The organism is Paenibacillus sp. NMA1017 (genome assembly GCF_058895805.1).
Window position 1 is genome coordinate 94,077 of the sequence record NZ_JBZXYR010000004.1, and the last position, 24,139, is coordinate 118,215.

General features: G+C 46.5%; 16 protein-coding genes. 1 reads left to right on the forward strand and 15 read right to left on the reverse strand.

The window, feature by feature from the left end; translation table 11 throughout:
* Positions 1 to 5: 5 nt before the first annotated feature.
* From AC5ELV_RS12630 to AC5ELV_RS12660, 7 genes are all read right to left on the reverse strand, one after another.
* Positions 6 to 3,119 carry an alpha-mannosidase gene (locus tag AC5ELV_RS12630; RefSeq protein WP_493430484.1) on the reverse strand — a complete coding sequence of 1,038 codons (3,114 nt, stop codon included), beginning with the start codon at positions 3,117 to 3,119 and terminating at the stop codon, positions 6 to 8.
* Positions 3,119 to 5,422: a glycoside hydrolase family 3 N-terminal domain-containing protein gene (locus AC5ELV_RS12635; RefSeq protein ID WP_493430485.1), complete on the reverse strand. Its 2,304-nt coding sequence runs from the start codon at positions 5,420 to 5,422 to the stop codon at positions 3,119 to 3,121. The genes AC5ELV_RS12630 and AC5ELV_RS12635 overlap by 1 nt, the downstream gene beginning before the upstream one ends.
* Positions 5,423 to 5,443: 21 nt before the next feature.
* Entirely contained in the window at positions 5,444 to 6,364 is a 921-nt protein-coding gene (locus AC5ELV_RS12640) for a carbohydrate ABC transporter permease (RefSeq protein WP_493430486.1), read from the reverse strand.
* A 24-nt stretch (positions 6,365 to 6,388) separates the two neighbouring features.
* Entirely contained in the window at positions 6,389 to 7,318 is a 930-nt protein-coding gene (locus tag AC5ELV_RS12645; RefSeq protein WP_493430487.1) for an ABC transporter permease, read from the reverse strand.
* Positions 7,319 to 7,429: 111 nt separating this feature from the next.
* Entirely contained in the window at positions 7,430 to 8,908 is a 1,479-nt protein-coding gene (locus AC5ELV_RS12650) for an ABC transporter substrate-binding protein (RefSeq protein ID WP_493430488.1), read from the reverse strand.
* 138 nt (positions 8,909 to 9,046) lie between these two features.
* Entirely contained in the window at positions 9,047 to 10,570 is a 1,524-nt protein-coding gene (locus tag AC5ELV_RS12655) for a response regulator (protein WP_493430489.1), read from the reverse strand.
* The gene (locus AC5ELV_RS12660; protein WP_493430490.1) at positions 10,563 to 12,407 is read right to left on the reverse strand and encodes a sensor histidine kinase; all 1,845 of its coding nucleotides are present in this window, start codon (positions 12,405 to 12,407) and stop codon (positions 10,563 to 10,565) included. The genes AC5ELV_RS12655 and AC5ELV_RS12660 overlap by 8 nt, the downstream gene beginning before the upstream one ends.
* A 190-nt stretch (positions 12,408 to 12,597) precedes the next feature.
* Here AC5ELV_RS12660 and AC5ELV_RS12665 point away from each other — a divergent pair, with 190 nt between their 5' ends.
* Positions 12,598 to 15,345, forward strand: coding sequence for an endo-beta-N-acetylglucosaminidase (locus AC5ELV_RS12665; protein WP_493430491.1), 2,748 nt, complete (start codon positions 12,598 to 12,600; stop codon positions 15,343 to 15,345).
* A 90-nt stretch (positions 15,346 to 15,435) separates the two neighbouring features.
* On the opposite strand, the gene AC5ELV_RS12670 is transcribed toward AC5ELV_RS12665, so the two are convergent.
* The 8 genes from AC5ELV_RS12670 to AC5ELV_RS12705 form a co-directional block, all read right to left on the reverse strand.
* Positions 15,436 to 15,972 (reverse strand): SMI1/KNR4 family protein, encoded by a 537-nt coding sequence (locus tag AC5ELV_RS12670; protein ID WP_493430492.1) that lies wholly within the window; start codon positions 15,970 to 15,972, stop codon positions 15,436 to 15,438.
* 150 nt (positions 15,973 to 16,122) lie between these two features.
* A complete protein-coding gene (locus tag AC5ELV_RS12675; RefSeq protein ID WP_493430493.1) occupies positions 16,123 to 16,782 on the reverse strand; it encodes a DUF2625 domain-containing protein in 660 nt (219 codons plus the stop codon).
* 36 nt (positions 16,783 to 16,818) lie between these two features.
* A complete protein-coding gene (locus AC5ELV_RS12680; protein ID WP_493430494.1) occupies positions 16,819 to 17,337 on the reverse strand; it encodes a hypothetical protein in 519 nt (172 codons plus the stop codon).
* 30 nt (positions 17,338 to 17,367) lie between these two features.
* Positions 17,368 to 18,042: an immunity 26/phosphotriesterase HocA family protein gene (locus tag AC5ELV_RS12685; protein ID WP_493430495.1), complete on the reverse strand. Its 675-nt coding sequence runs from the start codon at positions 18,040 to 18,042 to the stop codon at positions 17,368 to 17,370.
* Positions 18,035 to 19,042 carry a phosphotransferase enzyme family protein gene (locus AC5ELV_RS12690; RefSeq protein WP_493430496.1) on the reverse strand — a complete coding sequence of 336 codons (1,008 nt, stop codon included), beginning with the start codon at positions 19,040 to 19,042 and terminating at the stop codon, positions 18,035 to 18,037. Before AC5ELV_RS12690 ends, AC5ELV_RS12685 begins: the two co-directional genes overlap by 8 nt.
* A 91-nt stretch (positions 19,043 to 19,133) precedes the next feature.
* Complete coding sequence (locus AC5ELV_RS12695) at positions 19,134 to 20,132, reverse strand: AraC family transcriptional regulator (RefSeq protein WP_493430497.1); 999 nt, start codon at positions 20,130 to 20,132, stop codon at positions 19,134 to 19,136.
* 30 nt (positions 20,133 to 20,162) lie between these two features.
* The gene (locus AC5ELV_RS12700; protein ID WP_493430498.1) at positions 20,163 to 21,359 is read right to left on the reverse strand and encodes an MFS transporter; all 1,197 of its coding nucleotides are present in this window, start codon (positions 21,357 to 21,359) and stop codon (positions 20,163 to 20,165) included.
* Positions 21,360 to 21,393: 34 nt separating this feature from the next.
* The gene (locus tag AC5ELV_RS12705) at positions 21,394 to 24,135 is read right to left on the reverse strand and encodes a family 78 glycoside hydrolase catalytic domain (RefSeq protein ID WP_493430499.1); all 2,742 of its coding nucleotides are present in this window, start codon (positions 24,133 to 24,135) and stop codon (positions 21,394 to 21,396) included.
* Positions 24,136 to 24,139: the final 4 nt, after the last annotated feature.

Sequence of the window (24,139 nt, forward strand, 5' to 3'; positions counted from 1 at the left end):
CATATCTATTGCAAGCGTATCGTTTTAATTTCATAAGGTGTAAAAGACAATGTGAGACAGCTACCTTCCAGCTCAAGCGGCTGCAGAGGTTCCTCCAGCGCATTCGACACGTAAGCTGCGTTGAACATGTAAGGCCAGGTCAGCTTGATCGTTTCCCGTCCCCCGGAAGATTCGTACAAACGAAGAATCGTCCCCAGTCCATCTTCGGCCGGCTTGATCGTATCCAGCACAATGTGACGGCTATCCAAACTGATGAATGATCCGCTGCTCGGCAGCACTCCAGTGCTGTGCTTTTGTTGCTGCACAACAGGCATATCTTGGTTTAGCTCAGCCGCATGACGCAAGGTATGGGCGCTGCGCCAGTCTCCCACATGCGGATATAGCGAATACGTAAAATCGTGTTCGCCCAGATCGGCATCTTTATCCGGCCATTTGGGTGCACGCAGAAGAGACAGACGGAGGGTGCTGTCTTGAATGTCGTAGCCATATTTGCAATCATTGAGCAGACTCACGCCATACCCGTACTCGGAAACATCCGCAAATCGGTGTCCGCACACTTCGTACTGCGCCTGCTCCCAGCTCGTATTCCGATGGGTCGGCCGCTCCAAAGCACCGAACGGAATTTCATAAGTCGCCTTGTCCGTAACCACATCTACAGGAAAGCCTACCTTTAGCAACTTGTGCGCTTCATTCCAGCTCACATGCGTCTTGAAATCAATTCGCCGCTCATGATGATAAAAGGTCACGTCCTGTGTCATTTCAGATTGATGGATTCGCCAACGGAAGCGCAGCACATCCTTCGTTTTCCCCTGAAGCACTAGTTGTTTTTCCAGCAACTCGGCTTCTTCTGCTACCTGTTCCTCATAGCGGTCATCCAAATCCCATGCATCCCACAGCGTCGGACGGTCATGGAAAAAATAAAAACGGTTTGCCCGTTCCCCTTGCTTCAAGATTTCACGGTTTGCTGCTTTATCCAGCAGACGAATCATTTCGCCCCGTTCGTTAAATTGCACCTTATAAAATCCCGTCTCCCACATATCCCCCAGCGATCCAGATATCACAGCGATCTCGGGCTTCTCACCTGCTTGAGCCTGTTCTCGCTCCAACCAAATCGTTTTGTAGCCCAGTGCAGGAATGTCTGGAATACGCACCGAAATGCCGCCTTCCTCCACATCGGTGTCTAGCCGCTCGGCTTCATCATTAGCGTAGTGGTAGGCATACAATCCCTTTGCCGATTCCGTAGCGATATGGATCACAGCACTACGGCTCCAGCCCAGGCTGTTAAACACAAGATACGGCATTCCTGTCCTCGAGCCTTCCGTGTTCACTTGAGCCGCCAGCGTCGTAATCCCCTGTTGAAGCCCGACATGTCCCCATTCGAAAATTTGCTGATACTCCTTATCCGAAGTGCCGTAAACCTCGGTAATCGCAGAGCCGGGGATAATATCGTGGAACTGATTCAACAAAATCAGCTTCCAGCCCTCATGCAATGCCGAACAGATGTCCTGCACCTGCTCCGGCTCCAGCTTTGGTAATGCCAGCGTGCTCCACAGCTCTGCCTCGCGGTAGACTCCCTCCGCTTTTCGATTATTGCGTTTGTTGCGGGCATGAGTCGTGTAGGTTCCCCGGTGCAACTCAAGGTACAAGTCACCATGCCATTGGGGAAGCTTCGGATGCGCCTGATCTATGCCTGCAAAAAATTGCCCTGCCGTGCTGAACCGACTCGCAGGCAGTCCCACCATTAGCGGAGAACGCTCTATATATTCCAGCATTTCACGCGTAACGCCGCCACCGCCGTCTCCATGTCCATAGAGCAACATGTGCTCAGGATGAGCCGATTTTTCACGATAGGACTGCCAATGGTCATGAATATCCTGTGGCCGTGTATTTTCATTCACGCCATGATTGAGGTAGGACAACATCGAAGTACCATCGATGCCCACCCAGTGGAACAAATCGTAAGGAAACACATTCGTATCATTCCAGCCGAGCTTGGTTGTCATAAAGTAGTCTATCTTCCCATGCTTTAAAATCTGCGGCAGGGACGCACAGTAGCCGAACGTATCCGGCAGCCATTCGATATGAGAGGTTTTGCCGAATTCCTGTTGGTAAAAACGCTGACCATACAGCATTTGCCGAATCAGTGATTCGCCACTGGGCAGATTCAAATCAGGCTCTACCCACATCCCCCCAACCAGCTCCCACCGTCCTTCGGCGACTCTTGCTTTGATCCGTTCATACAGCTCTGGATCATTTTCCTTTACAAAAGAAAACAGCAGCGGCTGACTCTGTGCATATTGATAGGCCGGGTATTCATCCATCAGCGCATCCACCGTTGAGAAGGTTCGGCTTGTTTTCCGCACGGTCTCGCGCATAGGCCACAGCCAAGCAATGTCAATGTGCGACTGTCCTACCATGTGCTCCAAACCTTGCGCATTTTCACCGATCTCCTGAACCTGCTGAATGAACTCCTTTTCTGTGGCTGAGATCGCTTCCCCTACTCGAATGGCGTCTTCCTCCAGATTCGCAAAACGATCCATCACCCCATACAGAGCCTTCAGCAGGCGTATTCTTCGGATATCGCCCTCAGGCAGTAATAGAGCGGCTTCGCTAATAACGGTAACGGTATACATCAGGCTCTGCACGGGCTTATTGGGCCGTACAAGATAGCTTGTAATAGAAGAAATCGGAGGTTGAATGACAGCCTGCCGATTGAGCGGATCTACGGGCTCAGGTACAGGATCAAACAGCTCAATCTCCAATTCCGGTGAAGTCCCAATGACCTGCGGATTAAGCGTGACATAAGTATGATTGCGATCAAGCCCGTGATAGGAAGCACCATTGACCCGCAGCAAACCTTCTCCCCCGGACTCAAACACCAATCCAAAAGGCTCTCTCAACCATGCTGTCGGGACATCCAACTGCGTTCGAAAAAAATAAGTCGTCCCCTGACTGCTGGGGAATCGCTTGAGGTCCAGTCCTTCCATTAAAGGTGCGGCGTCTTCGTATTGACCTGGTGTTTGGTAAGTGGAGCGTGTCATGTTCCAGCTTCGCAAATCCAGCTTCTCCAGCCATTGGCATTCCGACAATTCTCGAATCAGGCGTTTGATACGCTCCATTATTCATCCTCCCGTACGATTAACTCGGCACACAGGGTATCTTTGGAGTGCCTGCCTACTTGAATAGAAAATCGCCCTGCCTCAACGACTGGCTGTAGATCACGCCCTATATATTGCAGCTTGTCGGAGCCTACAACAAACTCAACCGTCCGTGTTTCTCCTGGCTTTAATACAATCTTGTAAAAGCCCTTGAGTTCCCTGATTGGACGGGTCACCGAGCTCACCGTGTCCGAGATATACAACTGAACTACTTCAGCCCCTTCCCGGTCGCCCGTGTTGGTTACATCGACTGTAACCGTAACGGATTCGCCCGCTCGGATCGAATTGGCGCTTAATGTAAGCCTTTCATAGCTAAACGTCGTGTAGCTAAGACCGTAACCAAACGGATAACGCGGCTCGGCATCGTCCTCCAGATACCGCTTGCCCCGGGAACGTTTGCCGTTGTAATATACCGGCAACTGCCCCACATGTTTAGGGATGGAAAGAGTCAAACGTCCCGAAGGGTTTACATCCCCAAATAAAATATCTGCGATTGCATGCCCTCCCTCCTGACCGGGATACCATGCTTCCACAATGGCGTGTGCGTGCTCCTCCACCCATGGCTCAGCAATCGGTCGCCCGTTCATATAAACGACGACAAGCTCTTTCCCCAGCCTGTAGACTTCCTGCATAAGTTGGAGCTGTACGCCCGCAAGCCCCAACGTCATCCGGTCGATGCCTTCGCCGCATTCCATGTCGTTCCAATCGTGATCCGATACCTTCGATGCGCCGGTTTTCAGATCAATCGTTCCTTCCCCGAAATCGCGGGTGCTGGACCCTCCAATCACCATCACCACGGTATCGGCCTCAGCCGAACATGCCAGTGCATTTTCAAAGCCTTCCCGGGATTCTCCCTTGATCCGACAACCAGGTGCATATAGAACGCCAGCCTGATGCTTGCTTAATTTGCTACGGATGCCATCAAGTACAGTTACCACACGGGATCTCTGCTGCGGTGATGTATAATCGCCCAGTTGGTTGTAGATCTGATCCGCATTCGGGCCGATGACCGCAATACGCTTGGAGGTTTTCGGCAGGGGAAGCGTTCTATCGACGTTTTTGAGCAGCACAATCCCCTCGGTCGCAAGCTCACGAGCCAACCGAATATGCTCCGCCTGACCAATCACCTGCTCTGCTCGTTCCGCATCCACATACGGTTTGTCAAACAGACCCAGCCTAAATTTTAATGTGAGCACCCTGCGAACCGCCCGCTCCAGCACGCTCGTCTCCAGCTTGCCAGCGTGAACCGCCTCGACCAGATGACTTCCGAACATTTCGCCGGACATTTCCATATCAATCCCTGCACGAATCGCCTGCACAGCGGCATCCGATCCATCCTCGGCCACATCGTGCCCGCTCGCTAACATTTCAATCGCGCCACAGTCCGTAATGATCAGACCGTCAAATCCCCACGCCTGACGTAGAATATCGTCCAATAGCTCAGCATTCACAGTACACGGTACACCGTCGATTTCGTTATAGGCTGGCATAATAGACTGCGCCCCTGCTTTCACCGCTTTTTGAAATGGATACAGATCCACTTCCAGAAGCTCGCGCCAGCCCATATGCACAGGTCCGGCATTACGTCCGCCTTCCGAGCTGCCATAACCTGCAAAATGCTTTAATGTGGCAGCTACGCTATGTTCGCTGAGTAAGCTCTCCCCTTGGAGTCCCTCCACTGCGGCAACAGCAAATTCGCCGATGAGATAAGGGTCTTCGCCATAGCATTCCTCCGTGCGCCCCCAGCGCGGATCACGCACAACATCAAGCACGGGCGAGTACGTGACCGCCCCGCCCTGAGCACGGGTTTCACTCGCAACCGCACGGCACATATCGCGGTACAAATCCACATTCCATGTGCTACCGATGGACAGCGGAACCGGAAACACAGTGCCGTCAATCGCCATATGCCCATGAGAGCATTCCTCGCCGATCAGTATCGGGATACCCAGCCGGGAATGCTCTATCGCATAGCGTTGAATCAAATTCACAGCCTCCGCCCCTTGCTTGGCGGATAAGCCATTCTCCAAGGTCACCCCGGTCCACGGATCGGCCCGAAGCACTCCGTATAAGGAACCAACTCCCCCATTTTGCACCTGCTGCTTGAAATCATGATGTAGGGACAATTCCCCGTCTATGTGCTCATACACTTGCCAGCCAAAGGGCTGTATAAGCTGCCCCACCTTTTCCTCTATTGTCATCAAACCGATTAAGTGCTCCACCCGTTCTTCGATCGGTTTGCTTTTATCTTTATAAATCAACATGTTCATGTCTCTCCTTCCCTGTTATTCCTTCACAGCCCCAACCGTAAGTCCCTGCACAAAGTAACGCTGGAAAAAAGGATACGCGAATATAATAGGCAGCGTCGCTAGCACCACCATCGCCATCCGTGAAGTATCCTGCGGAATGGATTGAAGTGCAGCCAGACTCATAGAGCTGTTTTGCGAATTTTGCTGGATGAACTGAATGCTGGATTCAATCCGCATCAGCATGGACTGAAGTGGCACCAGATTGGGATTGTCAATATACAACAGGGCATTAAACCAGTCATTCCAGTAACCAAGCGTGCTGAATAAGCCAATGGTTGCAAGTCCGGGCAGAGAGAGTGGAAGCACGATTTTTAAAAAGGTGTAAAACTCGCCTGCCCCATCTATTTTGGCTGATTCGACGATGGCATCTGGCACGCTGGTGCTATAGAACGTGCGAAGGATCATAATATAAAAGGCATTCATAGCCAGCGGCAAAATCAAAGCCCAAATCGTATCCTTGAGCCCGAGCAATTGGGAAACGACCATATAGGTCGGGATCATTCCGCCATTAAAGAGCATGGTTAAAATCGCAAAAATGGAAAAGAATCTCCGGTAACGGAAGCTCTTTCGTGAAATGGCATACGCATATAACGAAATGAGAATGAGGCTGATCACCGTACCGATGACCGTTACGGCAATCGTCACTCCATAAGAGCGCAGTAGCGTATCACTGGTGCGAAATATGAAGCGGTAGGCTTCCAGACTCCATTGAGCCGGGAGCAACCGATATCCGTCCCGCGCCAGCGTTTTCTCATCGGTTAGGGAAATAATGACGACGAACAAAAAGGGAAATACACATAGAAACGCGAACACCCCTGCTATCACATTTAGAACAGCATTCCAGCCCCGTGAAATATGATGGAAATCTCGTTTTTTTCTTTCTTTTCCAGAAGCCACAGTCCACACCCCTCTCCTCTTTTCTTAGAACAAAGCGCTGTCTTTATCTATTTTTCGCACAACATAATTGGATAGAATGACGAGAACGAAGCCAACCACCGACTGATACAAACCTGCCGCTGTGCTCATCCCGATTTCCCCTGTCGTTTTCAGCCCACGATATACATAGGTGTCGATGACGTTCGTTACCGAATACAAGGTGCCCGAATCTCTCGGCACCTGATAGAACAAACCAAAATCCGCATAAAAAATCCGTCCGACTGCAAGCAGCGTCATAATGATAATGATCGGCGAGAGCAAAGGGATCGTCACATTACGAATTTGCTGCCACTTGCTGGCTCCATCTATCATGGCTGCTTCATATAAGGATTTGTCGATACCCAAAATCGAAGCCAGATATACGACACTGTTATAGCCGATCGCCTTCCATAGACTGACTAAAATCAAGATATACGGCCAATAGGCGGCCTCCGAATACCACTGAATCGGCTCGATGCCAAACCCTGCGATAATTTGATTCAGCATTCCCCGATCCATGCTCAGAAAGCTGAAGGCAAAGTAGCCCACGATGACCCATGATAGAAAATATGGGAGAAACATGCCTGTCTGGTACAGCTTCGCCAACCGTTTGTTAATCAGCTCGGAGAGCAGAATAGCCATAGCTACTGAAAAAACAAGGCCAAGAATAATAAAGACCAGGTTATACAAAAGGGTATTTCGTGTGATGACGTAGGCATCATTGTTATTGAACAGAAACTTGAAGTTATCCCAACCCACCCACTTGCTTGTATAAATACTGGCCCAGAATCCTTCCCTGTTAAAACGATATTGCTTGAAAGCAGACACTGTCCCGACCAGCGGCAGATATGAAAATAAGAAGAACCAGATAGCGCCGGGCAGCACCATGAACAGCATAACTTTGTTTCTAATCACATTTCTGATAAATGCGGCCATAGGTAGCCCCTCCCAATCTGTAATGAGAAAATCAGCTAAAATAGCTATTGGAAAAAGACCGGGCGTAACTTGCGCCCGCCCGATCTCGCTTATATTTCACAATCTAAAGTATTATTTGCTGTCTTTTTCCTTCCAGGCATCAAGCTGGGATTGCGCTTCCACCATCACCTTATCCAGCCCAGCCTGCTTGAATTTCTCAATTACTTTCGGGAGATTCGTTTCCGGGTCCAGCGTGCCTGTCATCAGCGAAGCCCAAAATTGCTCTTTGATGTTCTGAACGGCTGCCATCTCCGCAGATACTTTACTGCTGTCAAAGTTGAAGCTCAGGATTGGAGAGTTTTTTCCTTCCGAGTTGAACTTCTTGAATTGCTCCCATTTGTCAGCAGGATCATTGGGATTCAGATACAGGAGCATATTGTTGCCGAGCGAATAAGAAGGCATGTCATAGTTTTTGGAATCAGCCAGATTTTCGATGTACTGGCCATCTGTTTTTTTGTAATGCACTCCTTCAATACCAGAGTCAACCATATTACGTAAAACCGGATCTGTACTCAGCAGGTTCAGGAACTGCATCGCCTTTTCAGGGTTTGCCGAGTTAGCCGAAATCGCCATAATGGAACCCTGAACAGACGTATTGGTCACAATTGGATCACTGGCAGGTGTCGATATCACCGGATAGCCGTAACTTGCAGACCATAGATTATCGGCTAGCGGTTGAGTCTGCGCACGATCCAGAAACCAGTTTCCGGACGTTGTTAAATCATTGGTCGAGCCTGTGGTTGCAGCTTCCGGTGATACGTATCCGGCCTTGTAATACTTATGCATCGTCGTCAGCGCCTGCTTCATTTCAGGCGTTTCCAAGATGTTTACGATCTTATAATCCGTAGTATCCAGTTTGACAGCCATCGGCAGGTTTTGAATGATATAGTCATAGGGAACATAGGGAACATAGTTTTTGTCCATGCCGAATGCCGTTACGCCGGGCTCGTTTTCTTTAATCGTTTTGAGCAGAGGCTCCAGGCTATCCAGCGAGCGGACATTGGAAAGGTCCAGCTTGTATTGGGTCAGCAATTTTTTATTGAACCGCCATACCTCTTGCTGCGGAAGCTCCTTGTTGGCAGGAATGCCATAATGATGACCATCCACCTTGGAGCCTTCCAGAAATGCAGGATCAATCGTCTTTTTAAGATCCTGACCGTACTTGTCAAGCAAGTCGTCCAGTTCCATGAATGCACCCTTTCTGGCATTTTGCACATAATCAAAGCCACCGGAAGCCGTAAATACAATATCCATTGGCTCTCCCGAAGCCACATTCACCTGCATTTTTTGCGGGTAGTCGCCCCAATCGACCATTTTCATTTTGATCGTGGCGTTTATTTTCTTTTGGGTATACTTGCTAACCTCTTCCATCACCCGATCTACATCTTTTTGAGGCGTACCAATGGTGTACCAGATCAGTTCTACTGGCTTTTCCGCTCCTCCATTCGTCGTTTCCCCGCCAGCGTTGCTTCCTCCACAAGCACTGAGAATGAGCGTCAACACCATACACATCACCACAACAAACGAGTAGCTTCTTTTGCTTTTACCCATGTATGATCCTCCCTTATTTTGCGAAATCCTCATTTATGAAGCAACTACGTTAACCTTAACTAATGTAAGCACTTTCATAAAGAAGATAAACTTAATAAACCAAGGTACAAATTAAAGAAATCCATGTACACCTGGTATTTATCCCAATCCTTTATAGTCTGTCGGGGAAATGCCCACATATTTTCTGAACTGCTTATAAAAATATCCCGTCTCCCAATACCCCACGTTCCGCGCAATTTCGTGTACCTTGAGATTGGTGTTTTTAAGCTGTTCCTTGGCTTTTTTAATCCGGTACTGATTGATATATTCAGCAAAGGTTTCGCCCGTTTCCTTATGAAACAACTGACCGAGATAAACGGGATGAAGGTGGTACTGGTATCCTAATATTTTTAATGATAGCTCCTTGGCATAATGAACATGGATATAGGACAACACCTGACTTACAATAGGGTTTTTCATATCTTGCAGCAGTGAATTCACCGTTTCTGTCGCCACATGCTGAAGCGCACTCACCAGCTCTGCCCATGTCGTACAGCATTTTATCTGGTGAAGCCCCTGCTGAAACCGGTCCGACTCATTGGAATGCTTGATGCTCTCCAGTTCCATCTTAAACCGGATCACCAGCTCCAGCGCCATATTCCGCAATTCATCCGGGGTAACACTTTCAAGATGCTGGATTTGCTCAAAATCACTCTGAATCCGTGCGGTAAGCGCATCTAGGTCTCTTGCTATAATCAGTTTCGCATAATCCTTCCATTCGATGGAACAAGTCTCGCCAGCATTTCCCCCGCCCTCCTTCAGCAACGTATAGTCCATGATCCGGCGGTCATCATATAGCATAAAATATTCCAGTGATTTTTTAGCTTCATTATAGCTGCGTGGAGCTGCAGCAAGCGAACCGGCGCTGCCTATCCCGATATAAACTGTTTCTTCCCCGTCCTTCGACCACTGAACAGAGAAATTCTCCAACAGCGTTATCAAGTCCTGTCTGCCCTCATCATAATTCGGTAGTGCAGCAATGATTACACTAACCGCATCAACATCGCGAAACAATGTTAAATCGGGCTGGTGTTGAATGTACTGCCTTAACTGTTGATGCATTCCTGCCGAATCCCCTTCCGTCCGTAACACGGCTACCTCCATGAAGGGGATATTTAACGAAAAACCTATCAATTCAGCACGTTCCTGAAATTCTGTAGGCGCAATCTGTCCTGTCAGCCAACGGTACAATGTATTTTCCTTGAGAACCTGCACCCCAAACGTCTCATATTGTTGATCCAACCGGGACCTGTCCAACTTCTCCGTTGTATTGCATAAAGTGGATTCCAGTTCCTCCACATTAATCGGCTTCAAAAGGTAATTTTCGATGCCCAGCTTCATGCCTTCCTTCAAGTAATCAAATTCATTAAATCCGCTCAACACAATCACCTTCAAGTCAGCATGCAGCTTTCTCGCCTCATAAATCAGCCTGAGACCATTCATCGTCGGCATAGAAATGTCCGTAATCAGTACGTCCACGGGTCTGGAGGCCAGCGCTTTCAGCGCCAAAGATCCATTTTCCGCATGTCCGACAATTTCTAGCCCAAAAGAGGTCCAATCCACAATATCGTATAATCCCTCAATGATAAAAGGCTCATCGTCTACAATAAATACTTTATACATATATGGCATCCATCCCTTCCCTGTTGGGGCATCGTACCCGAATCGTCGTTCCCTCGCCGCTGCGGCTCTCCAGTTCAATCCCGGAATCGGCTCCATGTAAAAACCGAAGTCGGGTGTGCACACTGCGTAATCCAAACATTTGTCCATCTTCCTCCTGGCGTTCCAGTTCCTCCAGAATCTGTTTCAAACGCTCCTCTTCAATGCCCTTCCCATTGTCACGGATCTCAACCAGCAGAACCTCCCCCGTGTCCCGCACATCAATGGTCAGCACATTATCATTCCGGTCGCTTTGGATACCATGAACAATATAATTCTCAATGATGGGTTGAAGCATCAGCTTCATGACAGAACGGGTATACAATTCGGGGTCGACCGTAATCGTGTAATTGAACCTTTCCTTGTAGCGTATTCTGAACAACTCAAGATATAATCTGCAAGCCTCCAATTCATCTTTAAGCGTGTATATTTTTTTCTGCTGAACCAGGCTTTTGAACAACACCGATAAGCTATAGATCATTTCTCCTACATCCTTGGCTCCCTGGGAAATCGCCCTCATACGTATCACTTCAAGCGTGTTATACAAAAAATGTGGATGAATACGTGCCTGCAAGGCAACGAGCTCCGTTTGCTTTTGCTTGATCTCTGCTTTATACACCCGTTCAATATATAGATTAAGTTCATCCAGCATATCGTTGAAGCTTCGAGAGATTTGTCCCAGCTCATCCTCTCGGGGGTCTTGGATGCGAGCTGTGAGGTCACCATTTTTCACCTGACGAGTAAATTTAATAATCCGATTCGTTCGTTTAGCAAAGTTAATGACGAAAAAGGCAGGGAATAGCACAGCAAACAGAATACAAATGACACTGATTGTCAAAATCGTATTACGGATACCCCGGTACGATTGAGCCATTTCCTCATTGGGGACTGCCCCAATCACGACATACCCTTCATCTGGAGAAATCAGTTTGTTAATGTACATATTTTGCTTTGCCTGAATGATCCCAACATCGGCATCCACATCGTCATATAACGATCGGGTCACTTCCACATAAGGGTACGTTTTTCCGTAATAGTTATTCCTTGAATCGAACAGAACCGTTCCATGGGTGGACAGAACGATAATTTCTCCCTTCAGGTTGTTCCCATAGCTGGCAAGTGCATTGGAGATACTTTTGGAATTTAGAAATACTAGAAGCTGACCGGTATTTTTGAGTGTTTGCTTATTGTTAATGGGGACTTGTAACGAATATAACGAGGGGCTCCACTGACCGACCGCCTTCCGAATCCAGTAATTCGGAGCAGAGACGCTTTTGCTTTCGGCAGCCATCACATCCGGTACAAAGGAACGCGCCGCATGCACCGGAAATTGCTTGAATTGCTTGCTCTCATTGAAGGTGGACAAATATTGCTGGTCGGCACTGTACAATATCAAATTGCTAATATCGCTATTTTCATCCAGCCAATTTTTAAAATAGGTGAGCACATCTGTTGAATAATCATGACTCTCCATGTACGTTTCGTCCATGCGGTGCTGTACATATTCGGAATACGCGTGGTCCATAAAAAAAGAAACATTCATCGAGAGCGCCTCATTCCGGTACATATCCCGTACCATGTTCTGAACGGATTCATGCCGGAGATGGATATAGCGGTCAACACTCTCCATCGCTGCTTTCTGAGTATCCAGTTCCCGTCGAACGATGGATTGCGATATGGATATATACGTGACATATGCAATCGTAATAATTGACAAAATGGCAATACAGGAGAACAACACTAGTATCCTCAGGAACATGTTGTTTTTAAAATAAGCTGTGTATCTATGGCCCCTTTTCATCGTATAAGCCCTCCAGGATCGTTCATGCGTAAATAAAGTATACCATGTCCTTCGCAGGAGATAAGTAAGCGCATTCATGAAAAGCGTGATTTTCTTTAATTTAAACGCTATATCTTTAATTTATCCTCTATGTAAAAACCATTTTATTGATTATCTTTAGGGGGATAAATACTCGCTAGGGGGATGAACTATGAAACGTAACAAGGTTCACAAGTTCGCTTTAAAATGGACTGCGCTGGTTTTGACTTCTGTCCTGTTAAGTCAAACCCTCTCTCCATCCGTGTATGCAGGCGATACCCTCCCGTATGAAGGAGAAAGCGCCAAAGGGCCGAATCAGCCTTATCAGCATGGATACGCCAGCTCACATATTTTGGACTGGACTCCTACCCAGGATGTCTATGGAGATATGCTTCGCGCCCGTGTCCCACTACAACAACGAAACAGCCCCTTTGCAGCCACACAGGCTCAGCCTGCTTTAAGTCCTGACACGCAAATGTTTACACTCAGCGGCGATTATGGAAACGCTTTCTTCGATAGCTATCCCTATACCAATAAATTCAGCCAATATTTGTTCAATTACTGGCAGTATACTGACTATTACGGCTACTGGCATGGCATGCCTACCGCCCATGTTCCCGAAGAGCTATACGATCCCCAAAAGGATTGGACGGAAAAATGGTTCGAGTTCAGCATTCTGAACATTCCAAATCCGGGCTATACGAATGCGGCGCACAAAAACGGCGTCCTCTCCATCGCCTGCATTTTTTTCTCGGATAATGACCGTGGACCGCAAACGTATAAGCAAATGCTCGTGCAGGATGCTCAGGGTGGATTTCCGGTAGCCAAAAAATTGATCGAAATGGCGAAATATTATGGCTATGACGGCTATTTCATCAACCAGGAAGAAGCTTCAAAGGGCGTAGCTAAGGAGGACATCCCCCGTTACAAGCAGTTTATGAAATACTTACGAGATCAGGGCATGTATGTGCAATGGTACGACTCCACCGTAAACGAAACCGGTAAAATTGCTTATCAAAATGAGTTTAATGCCGTGAACAGCCCGTTTGTCAAAGACAAGCAATACGGACAGGTGTCCGATTCTATTTTTCTGAATTATTGGTGGGACAAAGCGAAGCTGAAAAGCTCCCGCGACCATGCCAAGCAATTGCGTCTGGACCCTCTTAAAACCGTTTTTGCTGGGATTGAGGGCGGGAACGGTGACTTTGGCAGATGGAAGCAAAAATACGATCTTCGTCTGAATATCGGTGATAACGGGCAGCCGATGAACAGTATCGCAACGTTGGGAGCAGATTTCACACATAATGCGCTGGATGAAGAGTTTGGCGGACAGGACACCAATCGCAGAGCTGACAATGCCTATCAATGGATGACCTTTATCCGCGACCGTGTCTGGTGGTCCGGTCCGAATCAGAATCCCGTCCATGCACAAAGAAACCCAAGTGTAGATTTGTCCGATGTAAAAGCTTCAGGCGCAAACTGGGACGGTATCGCGGCATATATCGCCGAACGTTCTGTCATTCGTGGCTCCCATTTTAATACCAGCTTCAATACTGGACATGGCTTGCAGTATGTGGTGAATGGAGTTGTTTCCAATCCCAAGGAATGGTCCAACATCAATATTCAGGATATCCCGGTGACCTGGCAATGGTGGCTCGATACCCAAGGTAAACCGCTCTCGGTTGACTACGACTATGGCCTGAATTATGCCAAAGGTACTCGGTTTACCTATCAGCCTGTGGGCGCTTATCAGGGCGGTAGCTCCCTCGTCGTTAACGGAGAGCTGAATTCAGATAACTTTTTACGCCTGTATAAAACGGATCTGTCGGTAAATAAGAATTCAAACTTGTCCATCACGTACAACAAGCCTTCCTCCGATGACAGCTCGATGCTGAATATCGGACTTATTTTCAAGGATAACCCCGGCCAAGTCGTAAAAGTCAGCATCCCTAACTCTGGTAAACAAACCACGGGCTGGGTAAGCCACAAACTGGATTTGAGTGTCTATAAAGGAAAAACAATTGTAGCTTTCGGTTTATCTTTTGATAACGCGAATAAAACAATCAAAAACTATCAGATGAATATCGGCCAAATCAAGATAACAGACAGTTCTGCCCGGAAACCAGCTGCGCCGACAGGATTTAAAATCACCAAGGCACTGACCGATACGAACGAAATGCTCGTAGCCTGGGACCTTGAGGATTACTCCAAAGTTAAACAATACAATCTGTATGAGAACGGCTCCTATATCGGCGGAATTTATGACTCAACCTATTATATTAAATCCCTAAACCATAAATCCGGTGAATTAATGCTTACCGCAGTTGGGGCTGATGGAACGGAAAGCGAACCGGCTCGATTAGGCTACGATCTGAATGCTGCCGTCAGTGACATTAAAGTGGAGACTCAAGAAAACGGTAAGGCTACAGTAACGTGGAAAAATCCCTCTGAGGCGGACAGATCGGTTAAATTGACCTTGACCACCGACTATACGGACACCGCATTCCAGAAAACCATTACGGCGGACAATGGCGCTGAAACGGCTACGTTTACCGATCTGCCCACAAACGGTGATCGCTACACACTACGTATCGCCATCGGTGATCATGAACCTGTAGCATATACCGGGCATCTCGCAGACACGATGATAGAGCCTTATGCAAAAGAGAATGTGACGGTCACTGGGTCAACGTATACGCTTGCTCTACCAACCTTGAAGGACTGGCATTATTTATATGTATACGAAAACGATGTGCCCAAGCAATTTGGCGTAACTTATGTATCGAAAAAGTTTCCTTACATTGTCCGGGGAAGAACAAAATTAAGTGAACTGACTTTTACCCCTACTTCTCGTACCAGCTCGCTAAAGATCGTGCTTGAAGATTATGCCGGCAATCAGGCCACAACATATGTAAGATAGCTTTGTGCAAAAATATAACACAATAGCGAGAAGTCCAATTCAATGGACTTTCTCGCTATTGGCTATATATTGGGCAGAATCATACAGGTATCAATATAATGCCCATTTTTCCGTACACAGCTCTATAAAAGAATGGGCAACCTGTTCACATTCGTCATACCCCAAGCTACCAGAATGAGCAAAAAGAACGGGATATTCGTTGTTTCTTTTTTCCTCTCTCATATCAAACATATAGTGGTTTCCGCACCCATCCATCGCAAACGACACGGCACCCGGCATATACTCTGGCAGCTCGTAGGCGAGGTTCATTTCTCTCAAATCTTCGGTATTGAAAAACTGAAAATAACGTTCTCCATTTTGAAACTCCCCGCCGTTAGAGTATTTCAAAAAATCCATATAGCTGTCAGGAAATTGTCCTTGGGGCAGATGCCAACCAACAGGATCTAGAGGTTTATATTGATCATAAAATGGAGACGATTTTGGAAAAGGGTTCACTTGTCTTTGCTTGATTTCGTGAACCTCCTGCTCTGATAGCTTTATGTTCCATGTTTTCAAAAAATTTATGATTTGTTCATCCGTTGCTTCCTGACTTATTACAAACGGTTGTTCAAAGTGAATACTCCACATATCTACCAACCTCCATACCTCGATGCCTCTAAGAGTTGTTGTTTCTACCTTTTTCAACCTTCTCCATCTTTTTCAACCCATTCAGCCACACTTTCATGAGGTTGAAGGTTCTCACGTTTATAGTAATAAACGGTCTTGAGCTCGTACGAGCTATTCCTTATCCACTACCGCCTGCCACGCTTCTGTTACCGCTATAGGCGATTTTTGGCTGGTCTCTCCGCCACCTTCCTGAGTCCATAACGGCGGGTAATAAGCAAATACCTCGCCTGGCTGAAGTTGCTCCATATCCGACTGCCAACCATTCCAACGGAATGTCTGGTAGAACAAGCCCAAATCTCCCTCAGCCAGCCAGCTCAAGAAACCGAAATAGGCCAGCTCTGTAGATTCCCATTCCAATGCATCTGGTGTAAAATAGTAGATATGACCGCTACGTCCGAATTTCCCTGTATCCAATCCAAAAAATCCACCTGCTGCATCATAGGCCACAATCAGCATACCCTCAAGCGCAGGAACACTTTCCGGCTCTTGAAGCCCGTTCCATGAGGTCAAGCTACCGAAAATTCCAGAGCCACCCGCCCCCAGCAAGGTGATCCAACCGCAATCAAACACGATTCCCCCTGTCTCATAGGCAACCGTTCCCAAGTACGATTTGGTACTCACCTGCAGATGGTATAGCGTATCTCCCCTAGCAGATTCCGATTCTGCCGATACAATGCGATATGGATTCCTCCCTCCTTCCAGGATATTTCTGACCTCTTCCCATGCATGGTTGTCCTGATCCACCAGTTCATCCACCGTTAACGTATGCATGTTCATTCCCCTTCCTGTATATTCCAAAATTCACATTCAACCTGCGAACTGATTTTTGAAAACCTGCGTTTGATCTAAAATCACCCACTGATTCACTTCGTCGTATCCTTTTACAATTGCTGTGACCTCATGCTTCGGATACATCCACTCGGATGGTGTCTTTTCCTCATATGTACGAGTGTCTAACAATCCGACCGCATGATGCTGGAAAATATGAATAAGCGTACCATGTGGAAAAAATGCTTCAATATAACCCTTTACCTTAGTCCCAACGGGCAGTGCATTTTTGATTTGATGCCATTCCTTGTTGAAGGTGTGAAGATTATTGGACCAGACTTCTTCAAACTCTTTTTTTGTAATTTTCGTATAATAGAGCTCCGTATCATCAATTGCTTTCTCGGCTAACAAGAAATGATATTGCTCGTGCTTGCGATTAGAAGCAATATACGTGCCATCATCCTGTATAACAATTTGCCGATAGGCTACGCCATCTGAATCTATTTCAAAGTACCAGGTTCCCATGCCTGGTTCTGGACAATCTTTAAGATATTTCATTGGCCCCTCCTAAAAGGATGTATAACCGCATCATTTCATCTTCCTTTTTCCGCTATAGGTCCTTGCCAAATAAGCGAGATATTCCGAACGTGTCAGTCCTCCCGTTTGACGGTTGAACTCATCATATGAAATGTCTTCCGGGAATCCGAATTCGGCCAGTGCTTTTCGACGCTCCTCCCGATACAACGGATTATCCAGCGTTTTGTGCCACTCCCGCTCTTCCCAAGGACCAAAACAGTCCGCAACGATACTTGAATACACACCGTTATCTAAAAATTTCCGCGAAGACTTGAACACTGTCTCCCCTTCCGGTTTGGAAACCGTGCCCGTTCCCCAGGACAGACTATATGTTCTGTCTTTTCTGCTATCCGTGCTATAGCCGTAACCGATCGGGAACACAATATCCTCTTCTACCAACGGTTTATTCCCTACCCGCTCGTAGGACCCCCGCATAAAGAAATCATCCATGACAATCCAGGTTGTATCAGATAACGGGGCGGCTGTGATGGATTCCAAAGCTGTTGAACGGTCACGACTCGTAAACAAATACGGACGCACGAATAAAGGCATGGTCATGACACTGTTCCATATGCTCTCCTCTGCAAACAACTGATCCTTTTGCATTTGGCGCAAATCTCCGATGACCAGTACATACCCATCTGTGAAAAGGTCTATTTCCACGCGGCATTTAGCTCGTTTATTCATACACTGTTCCAGCTTGGACCAACTCTTCCTGAATCCAGCTACTGCTGGTAGAAAGCTGGCGCAAGTCGGCAGAGATCTGTTTGACCTGCTCTTGCAATACGTGTGACTGATCCGTTCCTTCCAGAAAGCGACTCAAAAAATGAAGAAATACATCTACCTTCCTAAGCAGCATCAATACAGGCAAAGCATCAATCTCAGTGTGGCTTAAATGAACCTGGCGGCTGAAGCCCCGGCAAAAATCCCGAACGGCTGTCGCCTCCTCTGGTTGTCCCAAAAATCCTGATAAGATGACTGCCGGCTCCATAACCCGAACGTCTAACGTACAAAATTCAAAATCAAGCAGTGCAGTTACTAGACTATGATCCGAATCCTTTACTAACAAATTGGAAGCATTCAAGTCTCCATGTACAAGCTGATGCGGCAACTCTTCCAATGCATGAAGCGAATCTGTAATCTCTTCATAAACCTCTCTTATTAATCGCAGTTCTTCATGCAAATCCTTTAGAGGCTCAGGAGGATGTAAACAAAACCCTTGGACCGTTTCTCGGTCACATAATGGATAGGATTGCTGCAGAGCATAATACGGTCGATAGACTGGAGTCATATCAAGAATGAATGTCGCAAGTACAGCCGATAATTCCCCCGTAGTCTCGCCAAAAGAATAGGCAAAGCTTGAATCCTGCTCCAGTGGTGATATGCCTTCTATGTATTCGAACAGACACATATATTTACCGCTTCCCTTCTCCAGTTGAGCAAGCGTCTCTCCCGTGACCGTTGGAATAGGCTGGGGTATCCTGAATGATAGAGAATGCTTACTCAGCTCCTGCAAAACCGCATGCTCAAATTCAATTTTGTCCCGATCCCTGTGTGTATCGTAAACACGCAGCACCCCGCTTCGTCCACCACGCTTAACAAAATACGTCGTATTATTCCAACCCCCGGTTCGTTCCTGCAGCGTTCCGTTCCACTCCGGCCAGTGACGTCTTAGTATTGCTTCCAAGGATGTATCCTCCCTTATAAACACCAGCTTAATTTGCAGATATTATAACAAATATAGACGCCCAATAGAATTGGACGTCCTTGTATATCCTTCATTTCCTCAACTGTTTGTTTCGGATATTTTGAGGGGTAGCACCATACGCTGTTTTAAACTTTTTATAGAAAAAACTCATGCTGTTATATCCTACCTGCTTAAATATCATTTCGAACGGCAGATTAGTATTCACTACCAAAGAATAGGCTGCATTGAGTTTAATGTTAGCAATAAGCTGAGTGTAAGTAAGACCGGTTACTTTTTTTAACTTATTACTTAAATACGTACTATTGTAATTAAAATGATTAGAAAGCTGCTGCAGGCTTAAATGCTGATAATGCTCTTCCATGTAATTGAGAATAGAGGTAATATTATTTTCCTGCTGGTTTAATTGAATATTATGCTCGCTTTCCAATACACGGACCAATTCCCCAAATACAATTGGCAAATAAGCCTTGACCAACTCCATCGAATCCTCTTGCCTGGAAAAATATTCAATCAAGATTCTACGCAATATATATTGAAGGTTTTCATTATGCTGCGACTTAAAAATAATAAAGTGATTATGGTGCTGATGCTGGAGGACAGAGTTAGCCAGAAATTCTCCAATCAGACTTTTTTTCTTAGATAGCCGCTGCAGAAATAGGGATGAAATCGTTTCTCTTTGCAGCAAGATATTAATAAGTATATCGTCTTCTCCCAAAGGGGCGATGCTGTGGGGCACATCCTTATCCAGGACACATACTTGGCCTTCACAAAGCTGAATTTCTTTGCCCGCTATGATTTGATTGCACTTACCTGAGTAAACATAGTTTAATTCAATAAATTCATGCATGTGCTCCAGCATAGAAGCAAATCTGTTGTGCTTGTTAATATAAATATCATGTTCTCCGAAGAAAAATAAAGCGGGCATTCGATACATTTTCTGATTCATATCAAAATATCGCTCACTTTCCGAATCCTTGGAGAGATCATTAATCACCTGATTGTTTTGCTGTTGTAAAAGTTCAATTTCCGTTTTGTTTCTCAGCAACTGATCCAACTCATGAAGGTTCATAAACACTGACTCCTCCTTCAGACTCCCCCATTAACTGTGGACTGCCGCCTGAGTTTTGCTTCCCTTTCCTCTAATAGCGATTCCCAGACAGAGGAGTGCTGCAATCGTAAATACAATCGCAGAGACAAGGAAGGAAAATGAGGCCGTTTCATTTCCAGACAACACGCCAACTAACTTGATCACATAAGGCGAAGCAAACGCTCCCAAATTGGAGCCTACCATCGCAATTGAAATAGATATCGTCTCACTGCCTTTAGGTACGATTTTAGTTAGTATGGTAAAAATATAAGGAATAAATAGCGCAAAACTAAAGCCAATGATCAGCATGGCAACGGTAACCATGGTCACATTCTGAGCAAACCATAATAGTACAAAACCTGTTGCTGTTAATAGACTGGAGATAAAGGGAGCGTAATTTCTAAACCATTTATATATTCTACCAAACAGGAAGCCTGCAATCATGGTGGACAAGGAAAACAGCGTTAACGCAGTTCCTAAAAAACCAGCATTGGGCATACTCTTTTCAGCAATCATAATGCCTGTTTTGGTATATACAATCATGATAAAAGTCATAAACAGAAAAAGTGCAGCCCCTAATCCAAGTACAGGTATGGATATTCCCCCGCTCTTGTGACCCTTTTCTGTTGAACTCTCTACTGTAGGCTCCTCGTGCTCTGGTTCGGGAATGATTAGAAAGAATAATAGCGCAATAGGAATGGTAATAGCATAGCATAAAAAAGCGAACTGCCAGTCGATTAGGGCGAGCTGCCCTGCCACAAAGGTAGCCAAGCTACTTCCGAGCCCTTGAACGGCGCTTTGAAAGCCTACTAATTGAGCCCGTTCGTCCCCTTCAAAAAAATCACTAATTAAACTGACGGCCAGCGAATTGAACATCCCGAGACCTGCACCTAGTACCAAACGCAGCGCAAGAATCCATGTAATGTTCGTCGTGAACATGGGAAGTATTCCGCCGATGACCACGAGCAAAAGCCCTAGCAGGACTGTATTTTTTTTACCCAATCGGGAAGAAATCGGGCCACTCAACAGCACAAACAGCATCATCGAGAAAGATGGAATCGTGACTACGCTTTCAATCAGCGAACTGGAGACGCCTGATAATTGGTTCAGCATCATCGGTATGACAGCCGAAATGGCACTTGCTGATGTCAGGACTAAGGAAATGGACAGCAGCGCCGTTTTAAACAAAACTTTGTTTTTTATATTCATTAAGCTCTCACCTCTAGTCTATGTTATTTAGCCTCTAGTTGCATCTGTACTGGAACGTATACTGTCCAGAACCGACCGTAAATGTCATTTCATGATCTCCGCCCCTTTGGAAAATCGCCAGTTCCCCTGTAGAACCTAATTTCCCGGCCAGCTCCTGTGGCACATCAACAGGCGGATACTGAATCGACGGATATTGCATAGCAATGGTTTGCTGTAGTGCATCCGGCTCCATAACGCCCGGAAGTGTAATCTCAGCCGTCGTATTATGTGGCACGTGAACCGTCATCTTCATTTCTTTATTCACGATTTCCCATTGGACTTCAAGCGTGCCATATGGCGTCTCCAGCTTGCCGTGGGCCGAAGTAAGATTGGCAGGCGGTTTAGGAGCTAAACGAGATTTTTTATAGCCCGCTTCAAGCACATCAATTCCGGCAATATTTTGGTACATAAAGTCTCCTACTGAACCGTACGAATAGTGATTGAACGAGTTCATATCGATGCTCCAGAATGAGCCGTCCACTTTAATGCTATCCCAATGCTCCCACATGGTCGTTGCTCCCCGTTCAACCTGATATAGCCATGAAGGATAATCATTTTGAAATAAAATTTTATAAGCGACATCCGTATAGCCATGGTCGGATAAAACCAGGCATAGATAAGGAGTGCCCACAAAGCCGGTATCCAGATGCATATCATTTTTTTCTATGAGCCGTACGAGCTCCTGGATCACTTGCGTTTTATACTTTTCTGGCACCAATCCAAAGTGCAAAGCCACAACCTGTGCAGTCTGGGTATTGGAGGTCAATTTGCCCGCGTCATCGAAGTAGCGGTTCGCAAAAGCCTTTTTAATCCCCTCATGTAAGCCTTTATATGTGTTGTAATCGGTATAACGGTTCAGCAGTTTGGCCGTCTGCGCCAAAATATGAGTCGAATACGCAAAATAAGCAGTGGCCACCAGCGTTCCGTCCGTCGCCCCAAAATAGCTTCCTTCCTCGCTATCCAGCGCCAGCCAGTCTCCCAGCTGCAAACCGGTATCCCAAAGATATTCTTCGCTCCCTTGGGCGCGAATATAATCCACCCATGCTTTCATACTGTCATACTGCTGCACTAAGATTTGCTTATCCCCATAGCATTGATATAGGGTCCACGGACATATAACCGCCGCGTCTCCCCATGCTGCCGTCGTTTTGTCCATATTATCGGCAAAGGTTCCTTTGAGGACATCCGGCACTACAAAAGGCACTGCCCCATTTTCCAGCTGGTTGTAAGCCAAATCCCTAAGCCACTTTCGGAAGAAGGAAGCCGTATTCATATTGAAGCTGGCAGTTCTGGCAAAAATCTGTGCATCGCCGGTCCAGCCTAATCGCTCATCACGCTGCGGACAATCGGTTGGCACATCCAGGAAGTTCCCCTTTTGCCCCCACACAATATTGTGCTGAAGTTGATTCAGCTTTGGATCTGATGTCTCAAACACCCCGATCGTCTCCATGTCCGAATGCAGAACGACACCCGTAAAATCTTCAATTGTAACGCCATCTGGAAAGCCCTCAAGCTTCACATATTGAAAGCCTTGAAAAGTGAAATGTGGCCTAAATATCTCCGTCCCCTTCCCGCTGCAAATGTACGTAATCTGTTGCGCTGCATCACGAATATTATCTCTGTAAAAGTTCCCTTGCTGATCCAAGACTTCACCATGAACCAGATTTAGAACTGTACCTTCGGGGGCTTCCACTTTAAATTCCAGCCAGCCTACCATATTTTGACCCAAGTTAAGCACCAGCTCACCTTTAGGAGTTCGAATGAGTTCAACAGGCTTCAATCGGTTCATCACACGGACAGGCTCGTTCTCCTGAGCAATCAGATGACTTAACGGGAACGAAACGACCTGCATCATTTTCCGTTCGGTTAAGGAGCTATGTTCGGCTACCTGCTTCTCAAGTCGGGCATCATAAATTTCGCCGTTATAAATATCCGACATTAAAATGGCACAGCTCGTTTCCTCCCAAGAAGAATCAGAGCAAATGACTTCAGAATGGCCATCTTCATAACTAATCTTCATTTGAAATAACAATGCATTCGTGTTCCCGTAGGTGTCCTTGCGCTTTTTCCAGCCCAGATAACCGCTGTACCAGCCCTCTCCCACCGTTGCTGTGATGCGATTATGTTGTTCTCGAATCGTAGAAGTCACATCATATGCTTGCACCTGGATACGATCGTTATAATCCGTCCATCCCGGGGTAAAGTAGGCATCGCCCACCTTTTGTCCATTGAACTCCAGTTCATACAACCCCAGGCTTGTAGCATAAATGATTGCTTTTTTCACTTTTCCCTCAACCGAAAAATATTTGGAAGCGGCAAAAGGAGCTCTTGTCTGAAACTGTTCATGGATGCTCCGCTCCTTCACTGTGATCCATTGTGCCTTCCAGTCCTGCTCATGGAGCAACCCCATCTCCCAAAAGCCGGACTCACTCCATTCCGATTCTTCCGGTTCTGTGTCACCTGCTCCCTGAGTCCATACTTTTACCCGATAATAATATCTTTGTCCTGATTCCAGCGGGGGGCCTTCGTAGGGAACCAGAATGGATTGATCCGAATAGGTAAAATGATTCCAGATCAGCGGTTCAAAAGTGGGATGAACGGATACTTGCAATTGAAACCGTTTTTGAGAAACATACATTTTTTCAGATTCGATCTGCCAACTTAACCGCGGTTTTAGACAACCCAATCCAATCGGATTATTTAAATGTTCGCATCTAAGCGCTTTCACTTTTAGCATTCTT